This is a genomic window from Pseudomonas sp. SWRI111 (assembly GCF_014268555.1).
Classification (GTDB): Bacteria; Pseudomonadota; Gammaproteobacteria; order Pseudomonadales; family Pseudomonadaceae; genus Aquipseudomonas; species Aquipseudomonas hamedanensis.
Genome location: NZ_JABWQQ010000003.1, coordinates 225,974 through 238,766, shown reverse-complemented (window position 1 = coordinate 238,766; position 12,793 = coordinate 225,974). Strand labels below are relative to the sequence as shown.

At 59.8% G+C, this 12,793-nt stretch carries 10 protein-coding genes and 1 tRNA gene; 7 read left to right on the top strand and 4 right to left on the bottom strand.

Going from position 1 to position 12,793, the window contains the following annotated elements; translation table 11 throughout:
* The first annotated feature begins 54 nt into the window (after positions 1–54).
* Complete coding sequence (pnp, locus tag HU755_RS06590; RefSeq protein WP_186618638.1) at positions 55–2,160, top strand: polyribonucleotide nucleotidyltransferase; 2,106 nt, start codon at positions 55–57, stop codon at positions 2,158–2,160.
* A gap of 242 nt (positions 2,161–2,402) precedes the next feature.
* Positions 2,403–2,478 (top strand) — tRNA-Thr (locus tag HU755_RS06585).
* Positions 2,479–2,484: 6 nt separating this feature from the next.
* Here HU755_RS06585 and HU755_RS06580 read toward each other — a convergent pair.
* Complete coding sequence (locus tag HU755_RS06580) at positions 2,485–2,979, bottom strand: hypothetical protein (RefSeq protein ID WP_186630989.1); 495 nt, start codon at positions 2,977–2,979, stop codon at positions 2,485–2,487.
* Between the two features lie 275 nt (positions 2,980–3,254).
* Between HU755_RS06580 and HU755_RS06575 the strand changes: the two genes are divergently transcribed.
* Entirely contained in the window at positions 3,255–3,554 is a 300-nt protein-coding gene (locus tag HU755_RS06575; RefSeq protein WP_186630988.1) for a DUF6388 family protein, read from the top strand.
* Positions 3,555–3,635: 81 nt separating this feature from the next.
* Here the strand turns inward: HU755_RS06575 and nadC are convergent, their stop codons facing one another.
* On the bottom strand, positions 3,636–4,484 hold the full coding sequence (gene nadC, locus HU755_RS06570) for a carboxylating nicotinate-nucleotide diphosphorylase (RefSeq protein ID WP_186547320.1): 849 nt from the start codon (positions 4,482–4,484) through the stop codon (positions 3,636–3,638).
* A 285-nt stretch (positions 4,485–4,769) separates the two neighbouring features.
* Here nadC and HU755_RS06565 point away from each other — a divergent pair, with 285 nt between their 5' ends.
* The 4 genes from HU755_RS06565 (at position 4,770) to HU755_RS06550 (ending at position 10,689) form a co-directional block, all read left to right on the top strand.
* Positions 4,770–6,953: a DUF1631 domain-containing protein gene (locus HU755_RS06565; RefSeq protein WP_186630987.1), complete on the top strand. Its 2,184-nt coding sequence runs from the start codon at positions 4,770–4,772 to the stop codon at positions 6,951–6,953.
* A 64-nt stretch (positions 6,954–7,017) separates the two neighbouring features.
* Positions 7,018–7,578, top strand: coding sequence for a 1,6-anhydro-N-acetylmuramyl-L-alanine amidase AmpD (gene ampD, locus HU755_RS06560; RefSeq protein WP_186618643.1), 561 nt, complete (start codon positions 7,018–7,020; stop codon positions 7,576–7,578).
* Positions 7,575–8,414 (top strand): regulatory signaling modulator protein AmpE, encoded by an 840-nt coding sequence (gene ampE / locus HU755_RS06555; protein WP_186630986.1) that lies wholly within the window; start codon positions 7,575–7,577, stop codon positions 8,412–8,414. Before ampD ends, ampE begins: the two co-directional genes overlap by 4 nt.
* 244 nt (positions 8,415–8,658) lie before the next feature.
* Entirely contained in the window at positions 8,659–10,689 is a 2,031-nt protein-coding gene (locus HU755_RS06550) for a methyl-accepting chemotaxis protein (protein WP_186630985.1), read from the top strand.
* Positions 10,690–10,805: 116 nt separating this feature from the next.
* Here HU755_RS06550 and HU755_RS06545 read toward each other — a convergent pair whose 3' ends face one another.
* On the bottom strand, positions 10,806–11,582 hold the full coding sequence (locus HU755_RS06545; RefSeq protein WP_186630984.1) for a TatD family hydrolase: 777 nt from the start codon (positions 11,580–11,582) through the stop codon (positions 10,806–10,808).
* A 3-nt stretch (positions 11,583–11,585) separates the two neighbouring features.
* On the bottom strand, positions 11,586–12,581 hold the full coding sequence (gene cra / locus HU755_RS06540) for a catabolite repressor/activator (RefSeq protein WP_186630983.1): 996 nt from the start codon (positions 12,579–12,581) through the stop codon (positions 11,586–11,588).
* Positions 12,582–12,793 lie beyond the last annotated feature (212 nt).

The window sequence follows — 12,793 nt, the reverse complement described above, 5'->3', positions numbered from 1 at the left end:
CAAGAATTCGCAAGAAACCGTTTCCCCCAAGAGCCACAAAGAAGGTAGGACACCGTGAACCCGGTAATCAAAAAATTCCAGTTCGGTCAATCGACCGTTACCCTCGAGACAGGCCGTATCGCCCGTCAGGCCTCCGGCGCAGTATTGGTCACCGTTGACGACGACGTCAGCGTGTTGGTGACTGTCGTCGGTGCAAAACAAGCCGATCCGGGCAAGGGTTTCTTCCCTCTGTCCGTTCACTACCAGGAAAAGACTTACGCTGCCGGTAAGATCCCTGGCGGTTTCTTCAAGCGCGAAGGCCGTCCTTCCGAGAAAGAAACCCTGACTTCCCGACTGATCGACCGTCCGATCCGTCCGCTGTTCCCAGAAGGCTTCATGAACGAAGTGCAGGTTGTCTGCACCGTCGTTTCCACCAGCAAGAAGACCGATCCGGACATCGCTGCGATGATCGGTACCTCGGCTGCCCTGGCCATTTCCGGCATTCCATTCGACGGCCCGATCGGCGCCGCTCGCGTGGCTTTCCACGAAAGCACCGGCTACCTGCTGAACCCGACTTACGAACAGCAAGCCGCTTCGAGCCTGGACATGGTCGTGGCCGGTACTGCCGACGCTGTGCTGATGGTTGAATCGGAAGCCAAAGAGCTGACCGAAGACCAGATGCTGGGCGCGGTACTGTTCGCTCACGACGAATTTCAGGTTGTGATCAACGCTGTCAAAGAACTGGCTGCCGAAGCCGCCAAGCCAACCTGGAACTGGGCGCCTGCGCCTGAAGCCACCGAACTGCTGGGCGCTATCCGTGCCGAGTTCGGCGAAGCGATCTCCCAGGCTTACACCATCACCATCAAGGCCGACCGTTACGCTCGCCTGGGTGAGTTGAAGGATCAGGTGGTTGCCAAGCTGTCCGGTGAAGAAGGCCAGCCTTCCGCTGCTGAAGTCAAAGCTGCCTTTGGCGAAATCGAATACCGCACCGTTCGCGAAAACATCGTTAACGGCAAGCCACGTATCGACGGTCGCGACACCAAAACCGTACGTCCGCTGAACATCGAAGTCGGCGTTCTGCCGAAGACTCACGGTTCGGCGCTGTTCACCCGTGGCGAAACCCAGGCTCTGGTAGTCGCGACTCTGGGCACCGCCCGTGACGCACAACTGCTGGACACTCTGGAAGGCGAAAAGAAAGACCCGTTCATGCTGCACTATAACTTCCCGCCGTTCTCGGTGGGCGAGTGTGGTCGCATGGGTGGCGCCGGTCGTCGCGAAATCGGCCACGGCCGTCTGGCCCGTCGTTCGGTGTCGGCGATGCTGCCAGCCGCTGACGTGTTCCCGTACACCATCCGCGTGGTTTCGGAGATCACCGAATCCAACGGTTCGAGCTCGATGGCTTCCGTATGCGGCGCTTCCCTCGCGCTGATGGACGCCGGTGTACCGATGAAGGCACCCGTTGCCGGTATCGCCATGGGTCTGGTTAAAGAAGGCGAGAAATTCGCCGTCCTGACCGACATCCTCGGCGACGAAGATCACCTGGGCGACATGGACTTCAAGGTAGCCGGTACCGCCAAAGGTGTGACCGCGCTGCAGATGGACATCAAGATCAAGGGCATCACCGAAGAGATCATGGAAATCGCTCTGGGCCAGGCCCTGGAAGCGCGCCTGAACATCCTCGGCCAGATGAACCAGATCATTGGCCAGTCGCGTACCGAACTGTCGGCCAACGCACCGACCATGATCGCGATGAAGATCGACACCGACAAGATCCGTGACGTTATCGGTAAAGGTGGCGCGACCATCCGTGCGATCTGCGAAGAAACCAAGGCTTCGATCGACATCGAAGACGACGGCTCGATCAAGATCTTCGGCGAAACCAAGGATGCCGCAGAAGCAGCGCGTCAGCGCGTTCTGAGCATCACTGCCGAAGCCGAGATCGGCAAGATCTACGTCGGCAAGGTTGAGCGCATCGTCGACTTCGGCGCATTCGTCAACATCCTGCCGGGCAAGGACGGTCTGGTGCACATCTCGATGCTGAGCGACGCTCGTGTAGAGAAAGTGACCGACATCCTCAAAGAAGGCCAGGAAGTGGAAGTGCTGGTACTGGACGTGGACAACCGCGGCCGTATCAAGCTGTCCATCAAAGACGTGGCAGCGGCCAAGGCTTCGGGCGTTTAATCACCCCGACGCTTTAGCCCAATGAAAATGCCCCCGCCGTGCAAACGGCGGGGGCATTTTTTTGCCCCTCATAAAACCCCTGTGGCGAGGGAGCTTGCTCCCGCTCGGCTGCGCAGCAGTCGTAAAAACGCCAGCCAAAAAACATGGGGTCGCTTCGCAACCCAGCGGGAGCAAGCTCCCTCGCCACAAAGGCAAGCCACAAAGTTGCCGGAGCCCGAGACCGGTGCTAGTTTTAGCCCACTGCCCGTGTAGCTCAGCCGGTAGAGCAGCGCACTCGTAACGCGAAGGTCGCAGGTTCGATTCCTGTCTCGGGCACCATCCCCTTTATTTCACCTTGCGGCTCAGATCCTCGACGGTACGTTTGAGCTGATCCATCGCCCGATCCTGCTCGTTGAGCTTCTGTTTCAAATTCGAGATTTCACTGCTGCTCGAACTGGAGCTGGAGCCACTGTTGCGCTTGAGGTCTTCAACCTGACGGGCGAAGCTTTCCAGCTCACGGTCCTGTTCCTTGACCTTGTTTTTCAGCTCATCGATGTCCTTGCCGCTGGCGCTTGAGTTCGAACCGCTGTTGCGTTTGAGCGCTTCGATCTGACTCGATTGTTCTTTTACGGTGTCGCGCATCTTTTGCAATTCATCGATGCTGATATCGCTCCTGATCACCACGTTTTTGCCATAATCGTCATGAATCAACGAAACCTTGTCGTTATACGAGGGGCTGCTGGAGCTCAGCTCAATCGCCATGGCGCTTGCCGGAAGCGCTAGCGCGGCGATCAAAATGGTAGCGGAGGCAAAGGAGAACATCTTCAAGAAGCTGCGCATCACTGGTTTTCCTTGTGAACAGCATGGTGGGTGCCAAAGTGGCACATGGCTATGACTCGAGTCCGGCGTTTATGTTCCGCAGGTCAGCTTTTTGTGGGATAGATGTAAAGAGCCGTGTAATTCGTCATGCAAACGTCCTATATTCGGTGCCTGCATGAGCATCGCTTAGCAGTTTTCAGATGATCCCGAATGGTTCCGAAGGCCGGCCAGTCCGCGTCAGAGAGATCCTTGATGATCCAGATCCATCCTCCATTCTTAAGATCAGCGAGAACCCCATGACTGAATTGACCCAAGAGCAACGCCACGAACAAGCGCTGGAAAAATACCTTCAGGATGTGCCGGATCTGAAGGAAGAGATCAAGGACCTGAGTCCTGATGATCAGAAAGACCAGATCCAGTGGGCCTTCGAAGACGAAGCCGAAGCGCAGGGCTTGCAGCCGTGGGAGCTGACCCTCAAGTACACCAGCACGCCTGAAGAGTTCGAGGCGCAACGCCTCGTGCTGCACAAGGAAGCGGCTGAAGTGTTGGGTGTCGAGTGGGACGAGTACTGCGAGATGAATAACCTCGTCGTATAAAAGCAGCTGCGAGTTTCAAACTACAAGCTGCAAGTCAAAGCAAAAGCGCTCTGGCTTGTAGCTTGTAGCTTCCCGCTGCGTTTAAAGGCTGAGGCGCATCGACAGGTCCACCGCTTTGACGTCCTTGGTCATCGCGCCGATGGAGATGTAATCCACGCCCGTCTCGGCGATCGGCAGCAGTGTGCTTTCGTTGATGCCACCGCTGGCTTCCAGTTTCGCCTTGCCGCCATTCAGGCGTACGGCTTCGCGCATGTCATCCAGGCTCAACTCGTCGAGCATGATGATGTCGGCGCCGGCTTCCAGCGCCTCCTTCAGTTCTCCAAGACTTTCCACTTCGATCTCGACCGGTTTGCCCGGGGCGATCTTGTGCGCGGCAGCCACCGCTTCGGCGATGCCACCGCTGGCGGCGATGTGGTTTTCCTTGATCAGGAAGGCGTCGTAGAGACCGATGCGGTGGTTGTGGCAGCCACCGCAGGTCACCGCATATTTCTGCGCCAGACGCAGGCCGGGCAGGGTCTTGCGGGTGTCGAGCAGTTTGACCTGCGTTTGCGCGACGAAGTCCGCCAGGTACTGCGCACGCGTCGCCACACCCGAAAGCAACTGCAAAAAGTTCAGCGCGCTGCGTTCGCCGGTCAGCAGTGAACGGGCCGGACCTTCCAGATGAAACAACGGCTGATTGGCCTTGACCCGCTCGCCATCGACCACTTGCCAATGCACCGCCACGCGCGGATCGAGCTGGCGAAACACCGCATCGACCCACGCAGTGCCGCAGATGACCGCGTCGTCACGGGTAATGATGGTGGCTTTGGCCAGGCGTTCGGCCGGGATCAGTTGCGCGGTGATGTCGCCGCTGCCGACGTCTTCGAGCAACGCACGGCGCACGTTGGCTTCGATTTCGGCGGTCAGATCGGCGAGACGTAGATTCGGCATAACGGACTCCACAAACAAAGTGATTCGATTATAGGGGCAGGGCGCGAGCCAACCCAAGGCGAGAACGCGCGCGGCTGACTGCATCTGGTCGATTTTTCCGTAAGCCGAGTGCGCGGCGCCGTCGTCACAGAGGGGCGCAGGTATAGGGGAAACCCTGACGCCTATAGCATCGCGGACATCTTTTGCAAGATAATCCGCCTTGTATTTGACGTCATGGCTTTGACGAACCACTCCACCGGGGCAGTGTCAAAACGACGAACCGAATCACCGCTCCAGGAGGCTTGGATGCACAACGACGGGAAAGTAGTGCCTTTGCACAGGGCCGCTGGCGATCAGGCTGATCGCGCGCCGCTTGCCCGCCTGCCGGTGATTCTGCTTCAGGTTCGCGACAAGGCTGCCCAGCAGTTGCGCCACGGCTTGCAGGAGCTGTACGATAACGCTGACGACACGCTGTTTGAAATGGCCGATCGGGCGCGTAATGACGTTGATCAGAATATCTTTTTCGAAGCCATGCGCGATTTGCGCCTCAAGCGCAAAAACATCGAGCGCGGCTTTCTCGAACAATTCTTCGAAGCCTTTGCCAGCCTTACCCAATACGATCCCGCTGCCGATCGCCTGCCACGCACGCGGGTGATTGAAGAGTCGGCGCCGCGCACCGATGACAGGGAGCGTACCGTTGCCGTGCAAACCATGGTCAGCCGCGTGCTCAAGCGTGATGGCTTCGCGCTTGATCAACTGACGGCACGGTTCAGTGCGCTGCTTGGCAACCGTCTGGAAAATCCGCACAACCCGCTCGGCCCGGCGATGCTCTGCGAGTACTTCTTGCAGGCCGGACGTAACCTCGGCGTCGAAATCAAGGTCAAGCTGATCCTGCTCAAGCTGTTCGAACGCTATGTGCTGGCCGACACCGAACAGCTGTATGCCGAAGCCAACCAACTGCTGCTCGCTACCGGCGTCTTGCCGCATTTGAAACCGGCGACGACGCGGCGCAAGAGCGAGCATGCGTCGGCCGACATTTCCTTCGAAGTACACGACGATCCGCCCCCAGCGGATGACGGCGTGGAGGAAGCGTTCGCGGCGTTGCAGCAACTACTCGTGCATGTGCGTGGCCGTGTCGCGCCCACACTGGAGCCCGGCGCCCCGGCGCAACCGATCAATACGCGCGATCTGCTGCGCTTGCTCTCGCATTTACAACAATACGTGCCGGCGCTTGAGGCGCACGAAGACTTCGACCTGCGCAACCAGCTCGAACAATTGCTGACCCGGGTCAGCGTCAGGAGCGGCAAATCCCGTGTGGTCGGCACCGCCGACGAAGATGTCATCAACCTGATTGCCATGGTCTTCGAGTGCATTCTCGAGGATCGCAATGTCCCCGACTCGCTCAAGGCGCTGATTGCCCGCTTGCAGATTCCAATGCTCAAGGTTGCCGTGCTCGACAAGAGTTTCTTCAGCCGCAGCACGCATCCGGCGCGGCGCCTGCTCAATGAAATCGCCGATGCCGCCATGGGCTGGAGCGATTGTGACGGTGATGCTCGGGACAGCCTCTACGTGCGCATCGAGCAAGTGGTGCAGCGACTGCTGACGGAGTTTGTCGATGACCCGGCGATATTTTCCGAACTGCTCGCCGATTTCCTCGCCTTCACCCAGGACGAACGCCGGCGCACCGAGCTGCTCGAACAGCGCTTGCGTGACGCCGAAGAAGGCCGGGCGAAAGCCGACCTGGCCCGACGTCGCGTCGAACAAGCGTTGCAGCAGGCGCTGTTGGGTGAAGTGTTGCCGGCGTCGGTGCTTGCGTTTGTACAGCAGGCCTGGAGCAAAGTGCTGCTGTTGACCTGCCTCAAACATGGCGATCAGTCTGCCGAGTGGCAGGCCGACGTGCAGACCATGGAACAATTGATCTGGAGCGTGCAGCGTCATGACGACGCCGAGTCCAGTCTGCGTCTGCTGGCGCTGCTGCCGGGGTTGCTCAAGTCGCTGCGTGATGGCTTGAGCAGCACGGCGTTCGATCCGTTTGCTACCAGTGAATTCTTCAGTGCGCTGGAAGCGCTGCATGTACGCGTGCTGGAGCGTTCCGACGATACTGATCGCCACGCAACGGGCATGATTGAAGTGTCGCCAGAGGTTTTGCAGCAGGGCGCCGACCCTGTGGCCGCCGCGACACCGTCGGCGGGTGTGCCACAAGACGACGCCGGCCTGCGCCAGGTTGAGCAACTGCGCTTGGGCCACTGGGTGACGTTTGACGACGAGGACGGGCAGGCGTTGCGCTGCAAGCTTGCCGCGATCATTGACGCGACGGGCCGATACGTGTTCGTCGACCGCACCGGCATGAAAGTGCTGGAGCGCAGTCGCACAGACCTGGCCCTGGCGTTTTGCCGTGGCACGGTGCGCGTACTGGACGACACCTTGCTCTTCGACCGTGCGCTGGAGTCGGTGCTGGGTCATCTGCGGCGACTCAATCGCGGCAAGTGATCGCGCGGTGGGGGCGGATCGCGGCATACTGGGCGCCAACACAGTCGGCGTTGAAGGAATCGGTATGCAGTTGGATCCCGCTAGCGGGTGGTGTCACGGGGTGCAGATTTGCCCATCGCCCAACTTCAATGAGCGCCCGGCGGGCGAAATCTCCCTGTTGGTCATCCACAACATCAGCCTGCCGCCGGCACAATTTGCCACGGGCAAAGTGCAGGAATTTTTTCAGAATCGTCTGGATGTCACCGAACACCCTTACTTTGCAGGCATCGCTGACTTGCGCGTATCGGCGCACTTTCTGATTGAACGTGACGGCAAGGTCACGCAGTTTGTCTCCTGTCTGGAGCGCGCGTGGCATGCGGGCGTATCGGTGTTCGAAGGCCGCGAAACCTGTAACGATTTTTCCGTGGGCATCGAGCTGGAAGGCACCGATGATCTGCCGTTCACCGATGCGCAGTATCAGGCGTTGACTGCGCTGACCCGGCAGTTGCAGGCACGTTTTCCGGCTATCACCGATCAGCGTATCTGCGGACACAGCGATATCGCTCCGGGCCGCAAGACCGACCCGGGACCGGCATTCGACTGGGCACGCTACCGCGCCGCCCTGGCAAAAGAGGAAGGACAATGAGTTTTCTGGTGTTACTGCTGGCGGTGTGGATCGAGAAGTTTTCGGCCCTGCGCCATCGGCTTCAACGCGACGGCGGATGGATCCGCGAACTGCACAAACTCGAAGCCGGCGAGCGGCTGGCGAAACAGCCCTGGCTGGTGCTGACGATTCTGGTGCTGCTGCCGGTCGCCTTGCTCGGTTTGCTGCTGGTGGTACTGGAACCGGTGGCGTACGGTTTGCTCGCACTGCCGGTGCATTTGCTGGTGGTGATTTATAGCCTGGGCCGTGGCGATTTGCTCGGCGGCCTCGGGCCGTTCCGCGATGCCTGGCGCCGTGAGGATCTGCAAGCGGCGGCGCATGTTGCCAAGCGCGATCTGAATATCTGCGCCGACAGCGGTGAGCAGTTGCTCGAACGTGTGCAGGGGCACCTGTTGTGGCAGGCCTATCAAAGCTTTTTCGCGGTGATCTTCTGGTATTTCCTGCTCGGTCCGGTGGTTGCACTGGCTTATCGCTTGTTGGCGCTGGCCGAAGAGCACGGTCAAAACCCGGCGCTGGTCGAGCGCGCGGCACAGATGCGTCACGCCTTCGACTGGGTGCCGGTGCGATTGCTCGCGGCGAGCCTGGCCCTAGTCGGCAACTTTGTCGCGGTCAGCCGGGTGATGCTGCATGAACTGCTCAACTGGAACATCAGCGCGGCGCAGCTGATAAACAAGGTCGGCCTGGCGGCCGGAGAAATCCCGCCACCGGTGGCCGGTCCGGAAGGCATCACCACCCTCGATTGCCTGTGGGAATTGCTGCTGCGCGCGGCGGTGCTGTGGTATGCCGGGTTTGCCCTGTGGACTGTTCTGGTTCACTGATTACATCAAGATCAAAAGATCGCAGCCTTCGGCAGCTCCTACAATGGGAACGCATTTCCCTGTAGGAGCTGCCGAAGGCTGCGATCTTTTCGCTCTTGACGGTGGGGATCACTGCATTGCCATTAACCTTAAGTTACAAAACCTCCCTTCGATTTGAGCTATACAGAGATAGCGCCCGATAGTGGCTATCTGCTGTCGCCCTGCGCCTGCCAATAAAAACAAGAAAAACCAAGGGAGACTCCCCGTGAAGAGCTTGCTCTATCCCGCCGTCTCGCTGATGAACCGTCTGAGCTTCGGCATGAAGTTCAGCCTGATCAGCGTGCTGTTTCTGGTGCCGATGCTGGTGACCAATTTCTATCTGGTGCGCGACTCCTATCGCGAATTTCAAGGCACCCGCGTCGAACTGCAGAGTCTCGACCTGCTGGGCAGCAGCCTGAGCCTGCGCCGGGATCTGGAAACCTTGAACAATCTGGTACAGATCGACGTCACCCTCGGTCAATCCGGCAAGGCGGGTGATGTCGAGGCGCAGATCGGCACGCTCGAACAAGCCCTGTTGGCACGCCTGCAAGGGCTGACAGCAATGACCGAGGACCCTGAACAGATCAAAGTGTTCGACGCCAAGCGCGATGAGATGATTGCTGCGTTCAAGGCCCAGCAGGCGGAAAGCTCGCTGCAAAGCAAAAGCGCCTTGATCGGCAAGCTACTGGCCAGCGCGCAGATTTTCAGCCAGATCATCACCAGCCAGGCCGGCTTGAGCCGAGACAACCAGAGTGACATCCGTCAACTCAGCGAACTGCTGACCCTGGTGACGCCGACGGTCACACAAACCCTCGGCGAAGGTCGCGCCATGGGCTCGTATTCGTTGGGGCAGGGCTTTCTCAACAGCGCATCGAGTACCCGTTTTGATGAACTGTTGGCGCAGATTGAAAAACTCCAGGCCGAGTACGCCTTGAAACTGCACGACGCCCTCGGTTCCAGCAGCGCAGCGCGCGACACCCTCAGCGCACACGCCGACAGCAGCAAGGCCTCGCTCAAGCAAGCGAGCGAGCTGTTCGAAGAGCAAGTGGTCATGGCCGACACTCTCGATGCGCCGTGGCAGGCGTTCTACGATCAGGTCACGGTGCTGATCGACAAGACTTATCAGCTCAACGAAGCGACCCTGAAATTCCTCGACCGCCAATTGCAGCAACGCCTGTCGCAGAACCGCACGCACATGATTCTGCAGGCGTCTGCACTGTCGGTAGTGTTCGTGCTGATTTTTTATCTCTACGGCGGTTTCTACGCCTCGACCCGCACCACCCTGAAAAGCCTTGGCGCGATGATGGACAAAGTGGCGGCGGGGGACATGACGGTCAACTTCAAGGCCAGCAGTCGTGACGAACTGGGTGAGCTGGGCGAGGTGTTCAACGGCACGGTGAAGAAAATTCACGACCTGATCGAGCGGGTGGGCCAGACCGTCGGCGAGGTCGAGCGTCAGGCAGGGCAGGTCGAAGTGGTGTCGGCGCAAAGCAACCTGGCCGTTGCCGGGCAGCGCACGCAGATCGAGCAAGTGGCGACGGCGATGAACCAGATGTCAGCGACGTCGCTGGAGGTCGCGCGCAGCGCCGCCGCGGCGGTGAACAGCGCCCACAGCGTCAACGACGAGACCCTCAGCGGTCGCGGTCTGGTGCAATCGCAACAAGGCAGCATTGCCGCACTGGCCAGCGAGATCGATCAGTCGGTGCTGGTGATCAATCAGCTTGCCAGCGACAGCCAGTCGATCAGCCGCGTGCTCGAAGTGATCAAGAGCATCGCTGAGCAAACCAACCTGCTGGCGCTCAACGCCGCGATCGAAGCGGCCCGGGCCGGTGAGCAGGGACGCGGTTTTGCCGTGGTCGCCGACGAAGTGCGCACCCTGGCCAAACGCACTCAGCAATCGACCGAAGAGATTGAGCAGATGATCGCCAAATTGCATGGCGGTGTCAGCGCGGCGGTGAAGGCCATGGGCGTCAGTCATCAGATGGCCAACGGCACGGTGGGGCAATCGGAAAAGGTGCAGCAGGCGCTGGAAAACATTCTTGGCGCCGTGGGCATGATCGTCGATCAGAACCAGCAGATCGCCGCTGCGGTGGAGCAGCAAACCGCGGTGGCCCATGACATCGATCAGAACATTGTCGAAATCAACCGCGCCGGCGAGCGCACCGCGCAGGGGGCACACCAGACCGAAGATGCGAGCCGCGCATTGTCGGTGCAGGTGGTTGAACTCAAACAGCTGATCAGCGCGTTTCGCGTCTAAGTCCCACACAAATCCCTTGTAGGAGTGAGCCTGCTCGCGATAGCGGTCTGTCTGAAAAAATATCGGTAACTGACACACCGCTATCGCGAGCAGGCTCACTCCTACAAGGGCATCGGTTACCAGCCGAAGACTTCGCAGCAGTTGGCGGTGCTGGCAGCGGCGAGTTGTTCAGGAGTGATATTCATCAACTCAGCCAGCGCTGCGCAAATCGCCGGCAAATGCGCCGGGCTGTTGCGCTGGCCGGGGAACATCGCGGGCGCCATGTCCGGCGAGTCGGTTTCCAGCACCACTGACGCCAGCGGCAGTTCAGGCAAGACCCGATGCATACGCAACGCCTGCGGCCAGGTCGGTGCGCCGCCAAGACCCAGTTTGAAACCGAGCTTGATGTATTCCCGCGCTTCCTCGCGACTGCCGGCGAAGGCGTGGATGATCCCGGCGCGTTTGAGCTTGAAGCGTTTGAGCGTGGCAATCACCGCCGCGTGGCTGCGGCGCACATGGATCAGCGGCGGCAGCTCAAAGTCCGCCGCCAATTGCAGTTGCGCCTCGAAGAGCGCCTGCTGCCGCTCGCGGTCCAGGGTTTCGATGAAGTAATCCAGGCCAATCTCGCCCACCGCGCACAACTGCCGATGACCGCGCAGCCGTGTCAGCCAATCACCGAGCGCGTTTAAATCGTCGGGGCGATGCTGATCGAGAAACACCGGGTGCAAACCGAATGCGGCATACAAATCCGGATCGCTTTGCGCCAGATCCCACACCCGTTGCCAGTTATCCTCATACACGCCCAGCACGACGATGCGCCGCACGCCGAGGGCGCGACTTTCGGCGAGCAACTCTGCGCGATCGGCGTCGAAGTCGGGAAAGTCGAGGTGGGTGTGACTGTCGATCAGCTCCACGATTCAGTCCTGATGAATACGCTGCTTGAACGTACGGGCGATGGCCTGCACGCCGGGTTTGTAGTGCGACTGCTCGACGGCGGCGAGCGCCAGTTCAAGCGCCTTGTCGGCGATCAACTGGTGTTGCTGAGCCATGGCGTTGACCGGCAGCGGCAGGAAGTCCAGCAACTGCGTGTCGCCAAAGGTGCCGAGGCGCAGCGGGCGGGACTTCAGCGGGAAGTCATGCAGCGCATCGAACACGCCTTGCAGCAGCACGTAGGACGTGGTCACCAGCGCATCCGGCAAATGCCCCAGACGCTGCAAGAGTTCTTCCATCAATTGCTTGCCGCACTCGCGACTGAACGACTCGGCGTGTTCGACCAGCACTTCGCCTTTGAAGTCGCTGAGCGCTTCGCGGAAACCGGCCGCACGTTCCTGGCTGATGCTCAGCTCGGGGCGGGCACCGAGCAGCACGATCTGCTTGAGCTGCGGGTCGAGCAGACTTTGCGTCAGGTGCAGGCTGGCCTCGCGGTCGTCGCTGATCACCGAACAGAAGTGCTCAGGCTCCATGACCCGGTCAATGGCGATGATTGGCAGTCCCTTGTCTTGCAACTGACGGTAACTGTCATCGCCAGCGGGCAGGCAACTGGCGACGATCAGCGCATCGCAACGACGGGCGCGGAACAGTTGCAGCAACTGCCGCTCGCTGTCCGGCGCATCGTCGGAACTGGCGATCAGCAATTGATAACCGCGCGCCCGTGCGCCTTGCTCCAGCAGCTTGGCGATCCGCGCGTAACTGGGGTTTTCCAGATCCGGCAGGATAAAACCCAGCGTGCGCGTGTGCCGGCTGCGCAGGCCGGCGGCTTGCGGATTGGGCGTGAAGCCATGCAAATCGACCACCGCGCGCACGCGCTCGACGGTCGCATTGCTGATGCGTTGCTGTTCGGCCTTGCCGTTGATGACGTAGCTGGCGGTGGTGACGGACACGCCGGCCAACCGTGCGATATCACTGAGTTTCAACCCGGGATTTCCTTGTTTTTTCGAGCATGCCGCGAGATTTTCGCCAATCCTACCCGATTAGGGCAGGCGACTTATGGCCTACGCGCATCCGACAAGTTGGACTTCAAGGATGGGACATTATCGAGTAACGTGCCGATCAATCTAGATTAAACGTTTCAGCAAGCGTATTTTCTACGTTTCGGACGCTTTTGGCCGGTCCTGCCGTGAAACCG

Excerpts from the sequence above, each read along its gene's own strand:
- HU755_RS06580 (WP_186630989.1), bottom strand. The coding sequence starts at position 2,979 with ATGCGCAGCTTCTTGAAGATGTTCTCCTTTGCCTCCGCTACCATTTTG.
- HU755_RS06575 (WP_186630988.1), top strand. The coding sequence starts at position 3,255 with ATGACTGAATTGACCCAAGAGCAACGCCACGAACAAGCGCTGGAAAAA.
- nadC (WP_186547320.1), bottom strand. The coding sequence starts at position 4,484 with ATGCCGAATCTACGTCTCGCCGATCTGACCGCCGAAATCGAAGCCAAC.
- HU755_RS06565 (WP_186630987.1), top strand. The coding sequence starts at position 4,770 with ATGCACAACGACGGGAAAGTAGTGCCTTTGCACAGGGCCGCTGGCGAT.
- ampD (WP_186618643.1), top strand. The coding sequence starts at position 7,018 with ATGCAGTTGGATCCCGCTAGCGGGTGGTGTCACGGGGTGCAGATTTGC.
- ampE (WP_186630986.1), top strand. The coding sequence starts at position 7,575 with ATGAGTTTTCTGGTGTTACTGCTGGCGGTGTGGATCGAGAAGTTTTCG.